General features: G+C 68.0%; 22 protein-coding genes, 1 tRNA gene and 1 other RNA gene. 6 read left to right on the top strand and 18 right to left on the bottom strand.

The features are described from left to right. Positions 1-72: 72 nt before the first annotated feature. From PXD02_RS08920 to PXD02_RS08895, 6 genes are all read right to left on the bottom strand, one after another. Positions 73-885: a DUF1194 domain-containing protein gene (locus PXD02_RS08920; protein WP_275103569.1), complete on the bottom strand. Its 813-nt coding sequence runs from the start codon at positions 883-885 to the stop codon at positions 73-75. A gap of 174 nt (positions 886-1,059) precedes the next feature. Continuing rightward, positions 1,060-1,809: a molecular chaperone DjiA gene (locus tag PXD02_RS08915; RefSeq protein WP_275103568.1), complete on the bottom strand. Its 750-nt coding sequence runs from the start codon at positions 1,807-1,809 to the stop codon at positions 1,060-1,062. A gap of 59 nt (positions 1,810-1,868) precedes the next feature. Further along, a complete protein-coding gene (locus tag PXD02_RS08910; RefSeq protein ID WP_275103567.1) occupies positions 1,869-2,360 on the bottom strand; it encodes a GNAT family N-acetyltransferase in 492 nt (163 codons plus the stop codon). Then, positions 2,357-2,920 (bottom strand): VOC family protein, encoded by a 564-nt coding sequence (locus tag PXD02_RS08905; RefSeq protein ID WP_275103566.1) that lies wholly within the window; start codon positions 2,918-2,920, stop codon positions 2,357-2,359. The genes PXD02_RS08910 and PXD02_RS08905 overlap by 4 nt, the downstream gene beginning before the upstream one ends. Further along, positions 2,920-3,717 carry a tryptophan synthase subunit alpha gene (gene trpA / locus PXD02_RS08900; RefSeq protein ID WP_275103565.1) on the bottom strand — a complete coding sequence of 266 codons (798 nt, stop codon included), beginning with the start codon at positions 3,715-3,717 and terminating at the stop codon, positions 2,920-2,922. The genes PXD02_RS08905 and trpA overlap by 1 nt, the downstream gene beginning before the upstream one ends. Before the next feature lie 87 nt (positions 3,718-3,804). Next, positions 3,805-4,671 carry a LysR family transcriptional regulator gene (locus PXD02_RS08895; protein WP_275103564.1) on the bottom strand — a complete coding sequence of 289 codons (867 nt, stop codon included), beginning with the start codon at positions 4,669-4,671 and terminating at the stop codon, positions 3,805-3,807. A 218-nt stretch (positions 4,672-4,889) separates the two neighbouring features. Here PXD02_RS08895 and PXD02_RS08890 point away from each other — a divergent pair, with 218 nt between their 5' ends. After that, positions 4,890-5,036 carry a DUF1127 domain-containing protein gene (locus tag PXD02_RS08890; protein ID WP_275103563.1) on the top strand — a complete coding sequence of 49 codons (147 nt, stop codon included), beginning with the start codon at positions 4,890-4,892 and terminating at the stop codon, positions 5,034-5,036. 76 nt (positions 5,037-5,112) lie between these two features. Here PXD02_RS08890 and PXD02_RS08885 read toward each other — a convergent pair whose 3' ends face one another. The 6 genes from PXD02_RS08885 to PXD02_RS08860 all read right to left on the bottom strand — a co-directional run bounded on the left by PXD02_RS08885 (position 5,113) and on the right by PXD02_RS08860 (position 9,398). Further along, a complete protein-coding gene (locus tag PXD02_RS08885; RefSeq protein ID WP_275103562.1) occupies positions 5,113-5,589 on the bottom strand; it encodes an arsenate-mycothiol transferase ArsC in 477 nt (158 codons plus the stop codon). A 2-nt stretch (positions 5,590-5,591) separates the two neighbouring features. After that, positions 5,592-6,071, bottom strand: coding sequence for a UPF0262 family protein (locus PXD02_RS08880; RefSeq protein WP_275103561.1), 480 nt, complete (start codon positions 6,069-6,071; stop codon positions 5,592-5,594). After that, positions 6,068-7,381, bottom strand: a complete 1,314-nt coding sequence (gene hisD, locus PXD02_RS08875) for a histidinol dehydrogenase (RefSeq protein ID WP_275103560.1) — start codon at positions 7,379-7,381, stop codon at positions 6,068-6,070. Before hisD ends, PXD02_RS08880 begins: the two co-directional genes overlap by 4 nt. An 85-nt stretch (positions 7,382-7,466) precedes the next feature. Then, entirely contained in the window at positions 7,467-7,958 is a 492-nt protein-coding gene (locus PXD02_RS08870; protein ID WP_275103559.1) for a DUF2948 family protein, read from the bottom strand. 3 nt (positions 7,959-7,961) lie between these two features. After that, complete coding sequence (gene murA, locus PXD02_RS08865) at positions 7,962-9,233, bottom strand: UDP-N-acetylglucosamine 1-carboxyvinyltransferase (protein WP_275103558.1); 1,272 nt, start codon at positions 9,231-9,233, stop codon at positions 7,962-7,964. After that, positions 9,234-9,398: a hypothetical protein gene (locus PXD02_RS08860; protein ID WP_275103557.1), complete on the bottom strand. Its 165-nt coding sequence runs from the start codon at positions 9,396-9,398 to the stop codon at positions 9,234-9,236. A 123-nt stretch (positions 9,399-9,521) separates the two neighbouring features. On the opposite strand from PXD02_RS08860, the gene PXD02_RS08855 reads away from it, so the two are divergent. The 4 genes from PXD02_RS08855 (at position 9,522) to PXD02_RS08840 (ending at position 12,105) form a co-directional block, all read left to right on the top strand. After that, a tRNA-Thr gene (locus tag PXD02_RS08855) sits at positions 9,522-9,596 on the top strand. A 78-nt stretch (positions 9,597-9,674) separates the two neighbouring features. Continuing rightward, entirely contained in the window at positions 9,675-11,270 is a 1,596-nt protein-coding gene (locus tag PXD02_RS08850) for a peptide chain release factor 3 (protein WP_275103556.1), read from the top strand. A gap of 81 nt (positions 11,271-11,351) precedes the next feature. Further along, entirely contained in the window at positions 11,352-11,741 is a 390-nt protein-coding gene (locus tag PXD02_RS08845; protein WP_275103555.1) for a MerR family transcriptional regulator, read from the top strand. Next, entirely contained in the window at positions 11,722-12,105 is a 384-nt protein-coding gene (locus tag PXD02_RS08840; RefSeq protein ID WP_275103554.1) for a carboxymuconolactone decarboxylase family protein, read from the top strand. Before PXD02_RS08845 ends, PXD02_RS08840 begins: the two co-directional genes overlap by 20 nt. Before the next feature lie 3 nt (positions 12,106-12,108). Here the strand turns inward: PXD02_RS08840 and PXD02_RS08835 are convergent, their stop codons facing one another. Both PXD02_RS08835 and ssrA read right to left on the bottom strand, forming a co-directional pair. Next, entirely contained in the window at positions 12,109-12,579 is a 471-nt protein-coding gene (locus tag PXD02_RS08835; RefSeq protein ID WP_275103553.1) for an SspB family protein, read from the bottom strand. A 140-nt stretch (positions 12,580-12,719) separates the two neighbouring features. Next, positions 12,720-13,074, bottom strand: a transfer-messenger RNA (tmRNA) gene (ssrA, locus tag PXD02_RS08830). Between the two features lie 65 nt (positions 13,075-13,139). Here ssrA and PXD02_RS08825 point away from each other — a divergent pair. Next, the gene (locus PXD02_RS08825; RefSeq protein ID WP_275103552.1) at positions 13,140-13,406 is read left to right on the top strand and encodes a PepSY domain-containing protein; all 267 of its coding nucleotides are present in this window, start codon (positions 13,140-13,142) and stop codon (positions 13,404-13,406) included. Positions 13,407-13,454: 48 nt separating this feature from the next. On the opposite strand, the gene gndA is transcribed toward PXD02_RS08825, so the two are convergent. From gndA to PXD02_RS08805, 4 genes are all read right to left on the bottom strand, one after another. Continuing rightward, positions 13,455-14,855, bottom strand: a complete 1,401-nt coding sequence (gene gndA, locus PXD02_RS08820) for an NADP-dependent phosphogluconate dehydrogenase (RefSeq protein WP_275103551.1) — start codon at positions 14,853-14,855, stop codon at positions 13,455-13,457. Between the two features lie 73 nt (positions 14,856-14,928). Continuing rightward, positions 14,929-15,378 (bottom strand): PaaI family thioesterase, encoded by a 450-nt coding sequence (locus PXD02_RS08815; protein ID WP_473092007.1) that lies wholly within the window; start codon positions 15,376-15,378, stop codon positions 14,929-14,931. Positions 15,379-15,390: 12 nt separating this feature from the next. Further along, positions 15,391-16,227 carry a pyridoxal kinase gene (pdxY, locus tag PXD02_RS08810; protein ID WP_275103550.1) on the bottom strand — a complete coding sequence of 279 codons (837 nt, stop codon included), beginning with the start codon at positions 16,225-16,227 and terminating at the stop codon, positions 15,391-15,393. Beyond that, a complete protein-coding gene (locus PXD02_RS08805; protein ID WP_275106395.1) occupies positions 16,224-16,904 on the bottom strand; it encodes an MOSC domain-containing protein in 681 nt (226 codons plus the stop codon). The genes pdxY and PXD02_RS08805 overlap by 4 nt, the downstream gene beginning before the upstream one ends. Positions 16,905-16,971 lie beyond the last annotated feature (67 nt).

Here is a 16,971-nt window from a genome sequence, read left to right as displayed (position 1 = left end):
CAAGGACAAGAAAAGGCGCCGGTTGACCGGCGCCCCTCGTTTTTGATGATGGCCCTTGAAAGGACCGGCCGCTCAGCTGCGCTCGCGGCGGCGGACAGCGCCCAGGCCCGCCAGGGCGCCGCCCAGCAGCCAGACCGCAGCCGGCAGGGGAACCGGTGCCGGATTGCCGCCGGTGATTTCAAGTTCCAGCTTCTTCTGAACGGCGTTGGAGAAATCGCCAAAGGTCGCTGCCGCGACCAGGAACGATCCCGTCCCGCCGATCACCGACTTGGCATAGAAGTCCTCGACTGCTTTCTCTCCGCCGATGGGCAGGCCGTTGATGCGGTCGATCCCGGCGGCCAGGGCGGCATCGCGCGCCGCCGCGGTCCATGTGGCACTGCTGGTTCCGTCGCCCGAAACGTCGATCACCTGGGTGGTCCCCTCGTAATCGTTGGTGTTGAACCGGGGATAGCCGAAGTTGATGGCGCTATCGGCATCGGTGCCACCCGAGTAGGGCCGTGCGGCGGCGGCGATTGCGTCGGCGAAGGTATTGATGCTGCTGACGCTGTCCAGCAGCGACCAGCCCACGGCCACCGCCTGCTGACTGGCCGATGACCAATAGATGAGTTCCGCGGCGATCTTGCCCAGCCGACCGTTGCTGGTGCCGAGGATCGCATTCTGGATGGCGTCGGTCTTGAACGCGTTGACATAGCCGTCGCGCTGCAACGCGAACTCGCTGGAATCGACGCTGCCCGACACATCGACAAGCAATTGCAGTTCGACATCCACGGCCGTGGCTGCATTGGCGGCGCCCAGGGACGCGACCGAGATCGCGCTGATCAGCGCCGCAGAGAAAACATGCTTCATGATTACTTCACCCTCATTCGTTAAGAAGAGCGTCCACATCGTCCGCCCACATGCCTGCATACCATCAAATCTGCGTCATCTTAAGCAAAAATTAATCGGTGTAAGCAAAACAAAATAATTGGATGTCCCAGGATCGGTCATCAGGATGAATTAAAGAGGATGTATTCCGGCAGGGTCGATGACCCTCAGCCGACGACATCCTTGGGCGCGATGTCACCTGACCGAGGCCGCTTCCTCGGCTTTGGCCGAGGACGGGATCGCGCGCATCTGCCGGAACTTGTCCCACGCCTCGTTCAGGCGGCGGGTGCGCGCCTCGGCCAGGCGCACGGCCTCGGGCGGCAGGCCGCGGGCGACGGCGCGGTCGGGATGGGCTTCCAGGATCAGGGCGCGGAACCGCTTGCGCGCCTCGGGCAGGGGGGTGTCCGGCGGGATGCCCAGCACGTCGCAGGGCGGGCAGTCGGATTTGCGGTCGTGGCGCAGGCGGATCGCGGCCACGCGTTCGGCGGGCAGGCCGAAGATGCGGCCGACCTCGTCGATGAACAGGATCTCGTTCTCGTGCATTCCGCCATCGGCGACGGCGATGATGCACAGGCCTTCGATCACGTCGGACAGGACCGGATCGCCCGGCGGGAACATCGCGGCGATGCGGCGCGCCCAGGCGTCGAAGCCCGCCACGTCCTGCCGCGCCAGGTCGAAGACGCGGGCGGCGTTCTTTTCCTCGGACCGGGGGATGATGAAGACCCGGCGGAAGGCCGCGACCTCGGACCGGGCGACGGCGCCGTCGGATTTCGCCAGCTTCGCGCCAAGCGCGATCACCGCGATGGTGAAGGCCACCGACCGTTCGGGCGGGGTCGCCGCGCGCCTGCCGCCCAGCATCGCCGCCATCCGGTCGCCGATGCGCTGCCAGAAGCTGCGCGGCTTCGGCAGGCGGGGGCAGAGCTGGGTGGGCGTTCGCGTGTCCATGAAATCACGTTACCCGCTTGCGCCGCGCAAGGGTAGGGGCAGGGTGTCGCGTCCCGCGCCTAGCGCGCCAGATCCTTGCCCATCAGCACAAGGTCGTGAAAGCTGCCGAATTTCCACCCCGCGCAGGGAATCCGGCCCCATTCGGCATAGCCCGCCCGCGCATGAAACCGCAGCGATCCCTCGTTTGACGCGGTGATGCCGCCGATCAAAAGCCGGTGTCCTGCGGCGCGGGCGTGATCTTCCAGCGCCGCAAGCAGCCGCCCGCCGATTCCGCCGCCGCGCGCGTCGGGCGCCAGATAGATCGTGTGTTCCATGCTGCGGGCATAGCCGCCGCCGTGGCGGAACTGGCTGTAGGTCGCAAAGCCCCGCAGGCCCGCCGCGTCCTCGGCGACGATGAAGGGATGGCCCGCCGCCTGCCGGTCGCGGATCAGCGCGGCGATCTGGGCCTCGCTGCGTTCGGTCGGCCAGAAGGTGATGGCGGTGTCGCGGATAATCGGGTTCCAGATGGCGGCGACGGCCGGACCGTCGTCGGGCCGGGCGGGACGGATCACAAGGCGACCTCGCCGTCCGGGGTGGCGATCATGGCGGCGAAGGCCGCGCCCGGAACGATGCGCGGATCGTCCAGCGGCATCCGCCCCAGCGGCAGCGTCAGGCGGGCAAGGCGCAGACCCCGGTCGGGCAGGCGGTCCGAGGGGTGCGCGCCGCCGCCCCAGTCGATCCGCATGGGCTGCGCGCCGTCCTGCGGCATCTGGCCCGCGTCCGGCAGGGTGATCCGCCAGCGAAGATCGCCCCGGCTGGCCTGGCTGACCGTCATGCCGGGGATCGGCTCAAGCGGGGATTGCCGCATGACCCAGCCCGCCAGGCGCGGCGAGCCGTCGAAGCCGTCCAGCCCGAACCAGCGGCGGCGGCCGGGGGCGGGCGCGTCGGGATCGACCGCGATCAGTTCCAGATATTCGCCCGGTCCCAGCGACAACAGCAGGTTATGGGTGCCCATCAGCGGATGCTTGCCGCCGGGTTCCGGGGCCGCGCCCAGCCGGTCGGCAAGCCAGGCCGCGCCGTCCTCCAGCGACCGGGCGGCGATGGCGATGTGATCGAAGCCCGGTATCCGCATCAGCCGCGATGCGCCCCGGAGGCGAGATCTCGCACGAAGTCCAGAACCTCGGCCACCGGGCGGCCTTCGCCGATCTTCCTGACGATGGCGCTGCCCACCACGCAGCCATCGGCGACGCCGGCGATCCGTTCCGCCGCCTCGGCGGTCGAGATGCCGAAGCCCACCACCACCGGCAGGTTGGCGGCGGCGCGGATCCGCGCGACCTCGGGGGCGACCTCGGCGGCATTGGCGGCGGGGCCGCCGGTGATGCCGGTGACGCTGACATAATAGACGAAGCCCGAGGTGTTCCTGACCACCGCGGGCAGGCGGCGGTCATTGGTCGTGGGCGTCGCCAGGCGGATGAAGTTCAGCCCGGCCCGGTTGGCGGGGATGCACAGCTCCTCGTCTTCCTCGGGCGGCAGGTCGACGACGATCAGGCCGTCGACGCCCGCCTCCTTGGCCTCGGACAGGAAGGCATCGACGCCGCCGCGCCGGGCATAGATCGGGTTGTAATACCCCATCAGCACCACCGGCGTGATGTCGTCGGTCTTGCGGAATTCGCGCAGGATCTCCAGCGTCCGCGTGACGCTGCCGCCTGCGGCCAGCGCGCGCTGGCCCGCCGCCTGGATCGTCGGGCCGTCAGCCATGGGGTCGGTGAAGGGCATCCCCAGTTCGATGATGTCCACCCCGGCGCCGGGCAGGCCGCGCATGATCTGCAACGTGGTGTCCGCATCGGGATCCGAGGCCATGATATAGGTCACGAAGGCCTTGCGCCCCAGAGCTTGCAATCGCTGAAAGGTATCGTCGATCCGGGTCATGGCCATTCCTTGTGCGAACCGGCCTTCTCTGTCCCAGTTCGCCCGCGGGATCAAGTGGCCGGTCCCTGTCCGGCGGCCGATCCGCCGTCAAGCCGCCATGGCGGCCACTTCGCAGACGGCGCGTCGAAGATAGCCCGCGAACTCGGCCGCCTCGCGCCGGGCCGGGCCGTCGGCGACATAGACGTTCAGCCATGTCGGCGGCAACGGCGGCAACCCGCCGCCATGGTCCAAAGGCTCCAGCCCCGCCTGGGCGATGCCGCGCGGCAGGATCGTCACGCCCAGATCGGCGGCCGCCGTGACCCGCCAGGTGTCGCTGCCGCCATCCGCGACCCCCTGGACCCATTCGATGCCCGCCCGCTCCAGCGCCGCCAGGCCGACCGGATAATATGCGCAATGCGGCGAATTCGCCAGGGGAAGCGGACGCTGCGTCCAGGCCGTGCCGCCGATGGCGCCGAACCAGGCCAGATCGATCTTGGACAGATGGATCGCGCCCGGCGGCGATTCGAATTCCGTCGTCAGGATCACGTCATGTTCGCCCCGCTTCATCTGCTGGCGCAGATCCTTGCTGCGGCCGTCGTTGATGATCAGTTCGATCCGAGGGTTGGCCTGCCGAAAGGCGCGGACCGCCTGGGCGACCTTGGTGAACAGCCAGTCGCTGGTCAGGCCGACCCGCAGCCGCGCCTCGGGCCGCAGGCCGGTGAAGCGGGACAGGATGGCGTCATTCAGCGCCACCAGCTTGCGCGCCTCGATCAGCAGTTCGGTGGCGAAATCGGTCAGCACCACGCCGCGTCCCTGCTTTTGCAGCATCGCCTCGCCGAACAGGTCGTCCAGGCGCTTGATCTGCATGGACAAGGCGCTTTGCGTCATGTTCAGCGATTCGGCCGCCCGCGTGACGGCGCCATATTCGGCCACCGCCAGAAGCGAACGCAGGGTGGCGATATCAAGGTTGCGCATCGTTCGATTCCCCTGATGCAAGCGATCAAAAACATTCGTTTCAAAGATACGAAATCGGGGGCTATTGATCAATCACGGAAATTCAAAGGCAACCTTGCATCACATCCCGTGATGCAATCCATCATCGGAGACGAACGATGTCCCTCAAGACAGCCGCTTCGCTTCCCCGTGTTGCCGGGCACGGCCTTTCACCGCGCCCGTCACTGGGCAAGCGTATCATGACCCTGCTGACCCTGCGCCGGTCGCGCCTCGATCTCGCCTCTCTGAGCGACGATCAGCTGCGCGACATCGGCCTGACCCGCGATCAGGTCGCGGCCGAGATCGCCCGCCCGATCTGGGACGTGCCTGCCAATTGGCGTCGCTGATCCTACCCCATCGCGATGGCCACACTGCCGCGCCGCCCTTGCCGGGCCGGCGCGGCTTTTTTCGATCCCGCCGCCGTCAGGACGCCGTGTCGTCGGTCAGGATCGGCGGGCCGAACCGCTCGACCATCCGGGCCTGGATCTGGTCGCGGGTCTGGCGATAGGCGGCCAGCTTGGCGTCTCGTCCCTCGGCCAGGCCGGTCGGATCCATGATCGGCCAGTATTCCACGTCCAGGTGGAAGACGCGGGTCAGTTCCAAGGCCTGACGCTGGCTGGCGGGCGACAGCGCCACGATCAGGTCGAACCCGCCCAGGTCGTCGCCCCAGTCCTTCATCTCGTCAAAGGAACGGCTGCGGTGGTTTTCGATCCTGACGCCGATCTCGTCGCAGACGGCGATGGCGAAGCCGTCCACCTCCATGTCGTTCTTGACCCCCGCCGACTGGACATAGGCGGCGCGGCCATAGAATTTCTTCATCATTCCTTCGGCGATGGGCGAGCGGATGGAATTATGGTCGCAACAGAACAGGACCGAGGCGGGGATCGTGTTCCGCGCCATCGTCAGCCTTGCGGCACCAGGGCGCAGATCAGGGTGAACAGGCGCCGGGCGGTGTCGATGTCCAGTTCGGCTTTGCCCTCCAGCCGTTCCTGAAGGGTGCGCGCGCCTTCGTTATGGATGCCGCGCCGGGCCATGTCGATCGCCTCGATCTGGGCGGGGGGCAGGCGCTTCACGGCCTCGAAATAGCTTTGGCAGATCTGGAAATAGTCCTTGACCACCTGCCGGAACGGGCCAAGCGACAGGTGGAATTCGGCCACCTTGTCGCCCTGTTCGGCCGTCACGTCGAAGACCAGGCGGCGTTCGCGGATGCACAGGTCCACCCGGAACGGGCCTTGCGGCGCGGGCTGGCCGTCGCGGCCGGGAACGGCGAAGCTGTTGTCCTCGATCAGGTCGAAGATGGCGACACGGCGCTCCTGCTCCAGTTCCGGGGTCGCGGGGAGGGCCTGGGAATCGTCGATCTGAATCTGGATGATCCGGGTCATTCGGGCGCCCTTTCGTTCAGCCGTTCCAGACGCAGCCGGATGGATTCGCCATGGGCCTGCAAGCCCTCGGCGGCGGCCAGCCGCATGGCGGCATGGCCGATCGCATTCAGCGCGCCGGGCGTCAGCCGGGCCATCGTCGTGCGTTTCAGAAAGTCCATCACCGACAGGCCGGACGAAAACCGCGCCGACCGCGCGGTGGGCAGGACGTGGTTCGGACCGCTGATGTAATCGCCCACCGCCTCGGGCGTGTGCGGTCCCAGGAAGATCGCGCCCGCATGGACGCATTTCGCGGCCAGTCCCTCGGGATCGTCCACGCACAGTTCCAGATGTTCGGGGGCGATGCGATTCGACAGGGCGGCGGCCTCATCCAGGTCGCGCACGATGATGATGGTGCCGTAATCGCGCCAGCTTGCCCCGGCGATCCGGGCGCGGGGCAGGGTGGGCAGGATCCGGTCCACCGCGCCCGCGACCGCATGGCCCAGGGCGGGATCGGTGGTGATCAGGATCGACTGCGCGTCGGCATCATGTTCGGCCTGGGCCAGCAGGTCGAGCGCCAGCCAGTCAGGGTGCTGGTCGCCTTCGGCGATCACCAGAACCTCGGACGGGCCGGCGATCATGTCGATGCCCACGCGGCCGAAGACCTGCCGCTTGGCCGCCGCCACATAGGCGTTGCCGGGGCCGGTGATCTTGTCCACCGGCACGATGCTGTCCGTGCCATAGGCCATGGCGGCAATCGCCTGCGCGCCGCCGATGCGATAGATCTCGGCCACGCCCGACAGCTGCGCGGCCAGCAGGACCAGCGGGTTGATATGCCCGTCGGGCGTCGGCACGCAGATCACCAGCCGTTCCACCCCCGCGACCCGCGCCGGGATGGCGTTCATCAGCACCGACGACGGATAGGCCGCCTGGCCGCCCGGCACATAGAGGCCCGCCGCCGATACCGGCGTCCACCGCCAGCCCAGGGTCGCGCCTTCGGGATCGGTCCAGCTGGCATCCTCGGGCATCTGCCGGGCGTGATAGGCGCGGATGCGCTCGGCCGCCAGGGTCAGGGCCGCGCGATCCTCGGGGGCGACGCGGTGGATCTCGGCCGCGATCTCCTCGGGCGAGAAGCGCAGCCGGTCGGGGGTCAGGTCCAGCCGGTCGAAGCGGCGGGTCAGGTCGCACAGGGCCGCGTCACCGCGCTGCCGCACATCCGCAATGATCGCGGCCACTGTGTCGTTCACATCGGTCGAATCCTCGCGCTTGGCCGACAGCATGTCGCCAAAGCGCGATTCGAAATCGGAATCGGATGTGTTCAACGTGACCGGCATGATCTGTCCCCTGCAATCACGTCTTGTTAGCCGCAAGTCGCGCCCCGCTTCAAGCGGACGGCGTCGGGCCGTTCAGTCGGGCCATTCAGTCAGGATGGGCGGGCGCCTTGCCGGAAACCGCGCGATAGGGGCGGGTCACGTCGCGCAGCTCGACATTGATGCATTCCACCTCGGTCGCCAGGGTGCCGTCGCCCGCGAATTCCAGCAACAGCCGCCCGGTCCCATCCTGCCCCGGCTGCCAGACCAACGCCAGCAGCTCCAGGACGGTGTCGCCGTCGCGGCCGATCCCGTCCGACAGCACCCGCTGCACGTCGCGGATCAGCAGGACCGACCGCACCCGTTCGTAATCCCGCCCCTCGGCCGCCGCCTGATCGGCATCCTCCCAGCGGAACCGGTTCAGCAGCAGCGCCAGCGACCGCCCCCGCCGGTCATAGGACATTTCCGAGGCCGGCAGCACCGCATCCTGCAACAGCGCCGACAGGATGCGCAGATCCTGTTCATCCTCGGCCATGAGCGCCAGGGGCGCGGGATCGGCATCGGCGAAGCGGGCATCGGCAATCCGGGAATCGGCGGGCATGGCTTACTCCTTTGTCACGCGTTCGATATGGGCGCCGACGCCGCGCAGCTTGCGCACCACATGTTCATAGCCGCGATCCAGGTGATAGACGCGGCTGACCGTGGTCTGCCCCTCGGCAGCAAGACCCGCCAGGATCAGGCTGACCGAGGCGCGCAGGTCGGTCGCCATCACCGGAGCGCCGCGCAGCCGTTCGACGCCGGTGACGGTGGCATGGCCGCCGTGCACCTCGATCCGGGCGCCCATGCGGGTCAGTTCCGGGGCGTGCATGAAGCGGTTCTCGAAGATCGTCTCCTCCAGAACGCTGGTGCCTTCGGCCAGGCACATCAGGGCCATGAACTGGGCTTGCAGGTCGGTCGGGAAGCCGGGGAACGGCTCGGTCGTGACATTGACGGCGCGGATGCCGCCGTTCTTGCGGCCGACCTTCAGCCCGCGCGCCGTTTCGGCGACGCTGATCCCGGCCTCGTCCAGCTTGTCGCAAAAGGCCGACAGAAGCTCGATCCGGCCGCCCAGGCACTCGATTTCGCCCCCGCAGAGGGCGGGCGCCAGCATATAGGTTCCCAGCTCGATCCGGTCGGTGACGACGGGGTGGGTCGCGCCGTGCAGGGCGTCGACGCCCTGGACGCTGATGGTGCCCGTGCCCTCGCCCTCGATCTGGGCGCCCATGGCGCGGAGGCAGCGGGCCAGATCGACGATCTCGGGTTCGCGCGCGGCGTTGTTCAGGACCGTGGTCCCGCGCGCCAGGGTGGCGGCCATCAGCGCGTTTTCCGTCGCGCCGACCGAGACCAGGGGGAAATCCACGACCGCGCCCCGCAGCCCGCCCGAGGGCGCCGTGGCATGGACATAGCCGTCGCGCAGATCCAGTTCCGCGCCCATCGCCTCGAACGCCTTCAGATGCAGGTCCACCGGACGCGCGCCGATGGCGCAGCCGCCGGGCAGCGAGACCTCGGCCCGCCCGTCGCGCGCCAGCATCGGCCCCAGCACCAGGATCGAGGCGCGCATCTTGCGCACGATGTCGTAATCGGCGCGGTGGCTGGTCAGGGCATGGCTGGACAGCGCCAGCACCTGGCCGTCCTGGAGGCTGGCGACCTCGGCCCCCAGGCTTTGCAGCAGGGCGGTCATGGTGCGGATGTCCGACAGGCGCGGCGCATTGGTCAACGTCAGCGGCTGGTCGGTCAGCAGCGTCGCGGGCATCAGCGTCAGGCAGGCGTTCTTGGCGCCCGCGATGGGGATTTCCCCCGAAAGCGGGCCGTTCCCGCGAACGATGATCTGGTCCATCTAAGCGTCGTCCTTGCCTGTGTCGCTGTCCTGCCGCCCGCCATCGTCCTGCGCCGCGCGCGCGCGCGCCTGCGCCTTGCGCCGTTGCAGGTTGGCGCGCAGGGCGGCGCGCAGCCGATCCTCGCGGCTGTCCTGTTTCTTCTTGTCGTCCGGGCGGTCATTCATCCGAAACCTGTTACCGCCCGCCGCGCCAACAGTCCAGCAAAGCCCGCGTCGGCAGGCCGCCCGATTTTTCCGCCGACCCCCCTTGCGTCACGCATCCGCTTTGTCTAAACGCCCCCTCACGGCGCTGCGGTAGCTCAGTGGTAGAGCACACCCTTGGTAAGGGTGAGGTCGAGAGTTCAATCCTCTCTCGCAGCACCATCTTCCACACCACACCATCCCACACCACACCACACCGCATGATTGCGCTTCCGCGTTCTGCGCGCTACAGCCCGCGCCATGACAAACCGCCTCGACCTGCCGCCCGAAATCGCCCGCCGCCGGACCTTCGCGATCATCTCGCATCCCGATGCGGGCAAGACCACGCTGACCGAAAAGTTCCTGCTCTATGGCGGTGCGATCCAGATGGCGGGGCAGGTGCGCGCCAAGGGCGAGGCGCGGCGCACCCGGTCGGACTTCATGAAGATGGAGCAGGAGCGGGGGATCTCGGTCAGCGCATCGGCCATGTCCTTCGACTTCGACGGCCATCGTTTCAACCTGGTCGATACGCCGGGCCACAGCGATTTTTCCGAGGATACCTATCGCACGCTGACCGCCGTGGACGCGGCGATCATGGTGATCGACGGCGCCAAGGGCGTCGAATCCCAGACCCGCAAGCTGTTCGAGGTCTGCCGGTTGCGCGACCTGCCGATCCTGACCTTCTGCAACAAGATGGACCGCGAATCCCGCGACACCTTCGAGATCATCGACGAAATCCAGGAAAACCTGGCTATCGACGTGGCCCCGGCAAGCTGGCCCATCGGCGTCGGGCGCGAGTTCATCGGCTGCTATGACATGCTGCACGACCGGCTGGAGCTGATGGACCGCGCCGACCGCAACAAGGTGGCGGAATCGGTCAAGATGGAAGGGCTGGACGATCCCAGGCTGGCCGATCACGTTCCCGCCGACCTGCTGGAAAAGCTGCGGGAAGAGGTCGAAATGGCGCGCGAACTGCTGCCCGCCTTCGACCGCAAATCCTTTCTTGAAGGGCACATGACGCCGATCTGGTTCGGCAGCGCCATCAACAGCTTCGGCGTGCAGGAACTGATGAAGGGGATCAGCGAATACGGCCCCGCGCCGCAGCCGCAGAATACCGCCGAGCGCGAGATCGCGCCCGAGGAGAAGGCGGTGACGGGCTTTGTCTTCAAGGTCCAGGCCAACATGGATCCGAAGCATCGCGACCGGGTGGCTTTCGTGCGCCTGGCGTCGGGCCATTTCGAACGCGGCATGAAGCTGACCCATGTGCGCACGAAAAAGCCGATGGCGGTGACGAACCCGGTGCTGTTCCTGGCCGCCGACCGCGAACTGGCCGACGAGGCCTGGGCGGGCGACATCATCGGCATCCCGAACCACGGCCAGCTTCGCATCGGCGACGCCCTGACCGAGGGCGAGGCGCTGCGCTTCACCGGCATCCCGTCCTTCGCGCCGGAACTGCTGCAAACCGTGCGGGCCACCGATCCGATGAAGGCCAAGCATCTGGAAAAGGCGCTGATGCAATTCGCCGAGGAGGGCGCCGCCAAGGTCTTCAAGCCGATGATCGGGTCGGGCTTCATCGTCGGCGTCGTGGGCGCCCTGCAATTCGAGGTTCTGGCCAGCCGGATCGAGATCGAATACGGGATCCCGGTCCGCTTCGAGTCCTCGCAGTTCACCTCGGCCCGCTGGGTCGCCGGGCCGAAGGAGAAGGTGGAGGCCTTCGTGAACGCCAACAAGGGCCATATCGCCCAGGATCACGATGGCGACATGGTCTATCTGACCCGGCTGCAATGGGACATCGACCGCGTGGCCCGCGACCATCCCGAATTGCGGCTGACGGCGACCAAGGAAATGATGGTCTGACGCCTTGACCTGGAGCGCGCTCCAACCCCTAGATCAAGAGGCGTTCCTTGGGGAAAGCCTCGAATCGGCCGGGTTGGCGCCATGCAGATTTCCGATTTCGCGCGGCAGACCGGGCTGAGTGCCGATACGCTGCGCTATTACGAAAGGATCGGGCTGATGCAGCCGCCGCTTCGCGACAGCGGCGGGCGGCGGGTCTATCAGGCGCGCGACCTGGATTGGGCGCGCTTCCTGATCCGGCTGCGCCAGACCGGGATGCCGATCGCGGAGATGCAGCGCTATGCCCGGTTGCGGGCGCAGGGCGATGCCACGGCGGCGGCCCGGCGCGACCTGCTGGTGGTTCACCGGGAGGGGTTGCGGCGCAGGCTGGCCGACCTGGCCGAGTGTCTTTCCCTCATGGATCAGAAGATCGCCACCTATCAGGCGATGATTTCCAGCGGAAAGGACGCAACCGATGACACAGGACATTCATGAAACCCGCAACCAACGCGGCCGCCGCCTGCTGGCCCGGATCGACGGAGAGGCAGGGCAGGCGGTCATCGACAGCCTGGCCGACATCGCGCCGGATTTCGCGGATCTGCTGTTCGAGTTTCCCTTTGGCGACATCTATGCCCGTCCGGGCCTGAGCCTGCGCGACCGGGAAATCGCCACCATCGCGGCCCTTGCCGCAATGGGCAATGCCCGCCCGCAGCTCGAGGTGCATATCCGCGCCGGGCTGAATGTCGGGCTGACACGACAGGAGATCGTCGAGGTGCTGATGCAGATGGCGGTCTATGCCGGGTTCCCGGCGGCCTTGAACGGCATCGCCGCGGCACGCGCCGTGTTTCGCGACGCCTAGGCGCTACTTCCGCCAGCGGTCCAGCCGCACGACCTCGCCGCCGCCGGGGGGCGGGCTGTCGGGGTTGTCGTCGCCGTCCTCATCGTCGTCGCCGTCCTCGTCATCGTCGTCATTGGCCTCCTGCGTCTCGAACCGCAGGCCGAATTCGACCGAGGGGTCGACGAAGGTGCGCAGCGCGTCGAAGGGGATCCGCAGCGGCTCGGGCGAGTTGCCGAAGTTCAGCGTGACGGTAAAGCCCAGGTCGTCCACGGTCAGGTTGTCGAACCAGTGCTGGATGACGATGGTCATTTCCTCGGGGTAACGCTCGCGCAGCCAATCGGCCATTTCCACGCCGTTTTCGCGGGTGTCGAAGGTGATGAAGAAATGATGGTCGCCCGGAAGGCCATGCGTCGACACGCGTTCCAGCACGTCGGCGATCAGGCCTTGCAGCGCGCGATGCATCATTCCGCCATAGTCGATTCCCGATCGCGCCATGCCCGTCCCCTTATTTCGGGCCAGCATAGGCATATGACCGACGATGAAAAGGGGGGCGGCCAAGGGTTTGGGCAAGAAACCGGCGCGGTCCGGCAGGACGTTTCCCCCGCGTCAGCGGACATATCGCGCAAATGGCTGAAAGTGCAGGATTCTGTTGCCAGGCTCCTGCGGGCCCCGCCTTACGCTGCTAGGCGGAAGGGCTTAGGTTTCGATCTTGCGGACTGCTTACGCAGCCAGCGCGACCGGAGCACGGTTGTCGTTGGCAACTGTACATTTTGCACCGATGACGGTGGTAGCTCACCGAGACAAAGCAAACATCTTTAGACGTTCGTCGATCCTGTTTCGACCCCATTGTCCCCCAACGAGGGTGATCTGGTGGAGTCGCCGGGTACCGCCCCCGGGTCCGATCCGCTTATTCCATGCGCGTTTATGTCCATAGTCCGGGTTGCCCCGGACAGATCGAATATAGGCGCGGTCGATCCGCCCCGCAAGGGTCCGAAAAGGGGGAACCTGCAGGGGTCAGGCGGTTGACTGCGGCAACCCGTCAAAGGAGCTTTCCGATGAAATCCGTCATCCCCGCATTCGCCCTGGCATCGCTGATCGCCGCGCCCTCGGCCCTGACGGCCCAGCAGACCCCGCCTGCCGGATCGCTGCCGCTGTCGCAGGTGGTGACCAAGCTGGAAACCGACCTGGGCGGCGATCTGGCGTTCATCTCGGAGGTGTCCTGGGACGACGACGGCTATTGGGAGGTCGAATACCACACCGCCGACAATCGCGAGGTCGATATCCGCGTGGATCCGGCCTCGGGCGAGATTCGCCAGCGATAAGGACAAAGGCAGGCGGTTCCGCCGCCCGCCCCCTCCGTTCCAGGCGGATCAGGCGGATCGGCCCCAAGGCCCGTGCGGGTCGTCCAGCCCGTCGATCCGCTGGAAGCCGTGCGCGCCGAAAAAGTCGCGCTGCGCCTGGATCAGGTTCGCCGTTCCGCGCCCCGTCCGCATCAGATCGAACCACATCAGCCCCGAGGCCAGCGCGGGCAGCGCATGGCCCCGCGCGGCGCCCTCGGCCACCACCTGCCGCAAACCGGGCAGGGCGGTTTCGATCAGCCCGGCGAAGAACGGCGCCAGGACCAGGTTGCGGCCCGGATCCTCGGCCAGGGCGGCGGCCATGTCGTTCAGCATCGCCGACCGGATGATGCAGCCCGCCCGCCAGACCCGCGCGATGCCGGGCAGGTCCAGCGTCCAGCCGAACCGCTGCGAGGCGGCCGCGATCATCGCGAAACCCTGCGCATAGCAGAGGATCTTGCCCGCGATCAGCGCCTCTTCCAACCTCTGCGGCGCGATCCGGATCGGCTGCGGAGCGGGACCGAAGCGCGCCTCGCCCGCCAGCCGCTCGTCCAGCCGGGCCGAGACGTTGCGCGCCATCACGGCGGCCTCGATCACCGGGATGGGGGCGGACAGGTGCTGCGCCTCGATGGCGGTCCAGCGGCCGGTGCCCTTCTGGCCCGCGCGGTCCAGGATCAGGTCCACCATCGGGCGGCCGGTATGGGGATCAGCGGCGGCGGTGACGCTGGCTGAAATCTCGATCAGATAGGATTGCAGCGCGCCTTCGTTCCAGCCGGCAAAGGTGCTGCTGATCGCGGCGGCGTCCATGCCCATGCCGTCACGCATCAGGCCATAGACCTCGGCGATCATCTGCATGTCGGCATATTCGATGCCGTTATGGACCATCTTCACGAAATGCCCCGCGCCCGCATCGCCCATCCGGGCGGCGCAGGGGGTGCCGTCCTCGGCCCGCGCGGCGATGGCGGTCATCACATCGGCCACGCGGTCCCAGTCGGCCGCATCGCCGCCGCCCATGATGGCGGGACCATTGCGCGCCCCCTCTTCTCCGCCCGACACGCCCATGCCCAGGAAGCGGAAGGGCAGCCCAGAGGCATCGCGGCGGTTGGTGTCGTGGAAATCGGCGTTGCCCGCGTCGATCACCAGATCCTCGGCATCCAGCAGCGGGGCCAGGGCGGCAAGCTGGTCGTCGACCGCCTGGCCCGCGGGCACCATCAGGATGATGGCGCGCGGCGGGGCGATGGCGGCGACCAGATCGGCCAGGGTCTCGGTCGGGATCACATTGGCGGCCAGGGGACCGGCCGCTGCCGCGAAGCCGCGCGTCACGGCGGTGGTGCGGTTCCAGACCGCGATGGGAAAGCCCTTTTCCGCGATGTTCAGCGCCAATGCCGCGCCCATCGTCCCCAAGCCGATCAGCCCGATCCGAGCCTGCGCCATGATGCGTTTCCTTCCGCTGGTGTGTGTCAGGCGGCTGATTACGCTAACATCGCCGCGTTGTCACGGGGGGCGATCAGGCGGGCCTGCCCTGCACGCAAATCAGGGTCTGAAGCCCGGTCGCGACATGGACCCGCCGGTCGGCGGTGACGCCCCAGACATCCAGCTGGCAGATCGTCAGGGTCCGGCCCGGCTTGATGACGCGGCCCACGGCCTCCAGGCGATCGCCCTGCGCGGGGTTCATCAGGTTCAGCTTGAATTCGACGGTCAGGACCGAGCTGTCGTCGGGAAACAGCGTGAACCCGGCATAGCCGCCCGCCGTATCCGCGACAGAGGCGGTGCCGCCCGCGTGGAAATAGCCGTGCTGCTGCGTCAGGTCGGACCGGAAGGGCAGGCGGATCGTCACCAGCCCGGCCTTGACCTCGGCCAGTTCGGCGCCCAGCAGGCCCATCAGCCCCTGGCGGGCAAAGCTGTCGCGGATCCGGGCCACAGTCTCGTCGGGCAGGGTGCTGCCGATATCCATCATCTCCTCCGGCGGTTACAGGGTCAGCAGGGCGGCGCGGAAGCCGGGATCGGACAACACGACCTCGGTCGCGCCGATCCGGTCGGCCTGGGCCAGGGCGGCGGATGTCAGAAGCTGCGCGGTCTCGACCGCCTGCGGCAGGCTGCGGCCCCGGCCCAAGGCCGCGACGATCAGGCCCGCGAACAGGTCGCCCGTTCCCGGCAGCGCCACCGGCAGGCGCGGGGTCGGATGCCGCGTCGCGCCGTCGGGGGCCAGGATCACGCTTTCCAGATGGCCGGCCGGGCTGTCGTCCAGAACGCAGCCGGTGGCGATCAGCGTGGCGCCCGGCGCCAGCGACAGATCGGCGGCCGCGCCGCGCAGATCGGCCATGCCGCCGATGACGCGGCCGGTCAGATGCCCAAGCTCGAACGAATTCGGCGTCGCCAGATCGGCCAGCGGCAGCAGGCGGTCGCGCATGATCCGGGCCAGTTCGGCGGGCACGTAAAGCCCCGGCCCGTGATCGCCCATCACCGGGTCGCACAGGTATCGCAGCGCCGGGTTGGCGGCCTTGGCGCGGGCCACGAAATCCGCGACAAGCCGCCCGACCTGAACCGAGCCGATATAGCCCGTCACCAGCCACAGCGCGCGCTGCGGCAGGCCGCGTTCCTCGGCCCCCAGCAGCAGGTCGGCGAACAGCGCGGGCGGCAGGGGCGCGCCGCGCAGGGTGGGATGGGCGGGCTGGTTGGAAAACAGCACGGTCGGGATGGCCGCGACCTCCAGCCCCGCCGCCTGCATCGGAAAGACGGCGGCGGAATTGCCGACATGGCCGAAGACCACCTGGCTCTGGATCGAGATCACCAGCGGCGGCTTCATGCCTTGCCCTCCAGCCGGGGGCGCCAGTCCTCGACCCGGCCGCTGTCCAGGCGGCGGCGCGCGTAACGCCGCCAGCCCTCGGCCAGGACATCAAGCGCGGCGATCCCCTCCAGTTCGGCGCGGTTCAGGCGGTCCACATACATCGCCCGCCACAGCCGCCGCAGCGTCCAGCCGGGCGCCGGCCGGTCGACCAGGACCAGATCGTCGCCGGGCGAGACCTCGCCCGTTTGCAGGACGCGGTAATACCAGCCGGTGCGGCCGGTGTTCTGGACCCGCCGCGCCATGTCCGGGACGCCGAAGCGGTGGTTCAGCTTCCAGCAGGGCTGGCGGCCCTGGGACACCTGGATCAGCGCGCCGCCCAGCCGGAAGATGTCGCCCACCGCCACCCTGTCCTCGGTCATGCCCTGGGTCGAGACGTTTTCGCCGAAGGCCCCCGGCGCATCCAGCACCGGCAGCGCCCCCAGATCGGCCCGCCAGGCCGCGTAATGATCCAGCGGATAGTGATGCACCGCCTTCTCGGGGCCGCCATGGACGCGCCGGTCGGCCTGCGCATCGCCCGCCAACCCCTCGGCGCCCAGCCACAGGGAACCGCCGACCGGAACCTTGGCGATGCCGCTTGTCGCGGATGTCCCCGGCAGGGGGGCGATGGGACCGGTCAGCAGGGTCGTGGGCATGATGTTCCGTGCGCAAACTTGCGGCCTTTATCAACCGATTGGCATCCCTTGGGCAATCACCGTTTCGCCG

Source organism: Paracoccus sp. S3-43 (assembly GCF_029027965.1).
Lineage (GTDB): Bacteria > Pseudomonadota > Alphaproteobacteria > Rhodobacterales > Rhodobacteraceae > Paracoccus.
This window is presented reverse-complemented; position numbering and strand designations above follow the sequence as displayed.

Bases quoted from the DNA above. Each gene is read 5' to 3' on its own strand.
- PXD02_RS08920 (WP_275103569.1), bottom strand. From the start codon at position 885: ATGTGGACGCTCTTCTTAACGAATGAGGGTGAAGTAATCATGAAGCAT.
- PXD02_RS08915 (WP_275103568.1), bottom strand. From the start codon at position 1,809: ATGGACACGCGAACGCCCACCCAGCTCTGCCCCCGCCTGCCGAAGCCG.
- PXD02_RS08905 (WP_275103566.1), bottom strand. From the start codon at position 2,920: ATGCGGATACCGGGCTTCGATCACATCGCCATCGCCGCCCGGTCGCTG.
- trpA (WP_275103565.1), bottom strand. From the start codon at position 3,717: ATGACCCGGATCGACGATACCTTTCAGCGATTGCAAGCTCTGGGGCGC.
- PXD02_RS08895 (WP_275103564.1), bottom strand. From the start codon at position 4,671: ATGCGCAACCTTGATATCGCCACCCTGCGTTCGCTTCTGGCGGTGGCC.
- PXD02_RS08890 (WP_275103563.1), top strand. From the start codon at position 4,890: ATGACCCTGCTGACCCTGCGCCGGTCGCGCCTCGATCTCGCCTCTCTG.
- PXD02_RS08885 (WP_275103562.1), bottom strand. From the start codon at position 5,589: ATGGCGCGGAACACGATCCCCGCCTCGGTCCTGTTCTGTTGCGACCAT.
- PXD02_RS08880 (WP_275103561.1), bottom strand. From the start codon at position 6,071: ATGACCCGGATCATCCAGATTCAGATCGACGATTCCCAGGCCCTCCCC.
- hisD (WP_275103560.1), bottom strand. From the start codon at position 7,381: ATGCCGGTCACGTTGAACACATCCGATTCCGATTTCGAATCGCGCTTT.
- PXD02_RS08870 (WP_275103559.1), bottom strand. From the start codon at position 7,958: ATGCCCGCCGATTCCCGGATTGCCGATGCCCGCTTCGCCGATGCCGAT.
- murA (WP_275103558.1), bottom strand. From the start codon at position 9,233: ATGGACCAGATCATCGTTCGCGGGAACGGCCCGCTTTCGGGGGAAATC.
- PXD02_RS08860 (WP_275103557.1), bottom strand. From the start codon at position 9,398: ATGAATGACCGCCCGGACGACAAGAAGAAACAGGACAGCCGCGAGGAT.
- PXD02_RS08850 (WP_275103556.1), top strand. From the start codon at position 9,675: ATGACAAACCGCCTCGACCTGCCGCCCGAAATCGCCCGCCGCCGGACC.
- PXD02_RS08845 (WP_275103555.1), top strand. From the start codon at position 11,352: ATGCAGATTTCCGATTTCGCGCGGCAGACCGGGCTGAGTGCCGATACG.
- PXD02_RS08840 (WP_275103554.1), top strand. From the start codon at position 11,722: ATGACACAGGACATTCATGAAACCCGCAACCAACGCGGCCGCCGCCTG.
- PXD02_RS08835 (WP_275103553.1), bottom strand. From the start codon at position 12,579: ATGGCGCGATCGGGAATCGACTATGGCGGAATGATGCATCGCGCGCTG.
- PXD02_RS08825 (WP_275103552.1), top strand. From the start codon at position 13,140: ATGAAATCCGTCATCCCCGCATTCGCCCTGGCATCGCTGATCGCCGCG.
- gndA (WP_275103551.1), bottom strand. From the start codon at position 14,855: ATGGCGCAGGCTCGGATCGGGCTGATCGGCTTGGGGACGATGGGCGCG.
- PXD02_RS08815 (WP_473092007.1), bottom strand. From the start codon at position 15,378: ATGATGGATATCGGCAGCACCCTGCCCGACGAGACTGTGGCCCGGATC.
- pdxY (WP_275103550.1), bottom strand. From the start codon at position 16,227: ATGAAGCCGCCGCTGGTGATCTCGATCCAGAGCCAGGTGGTCTTCGGC.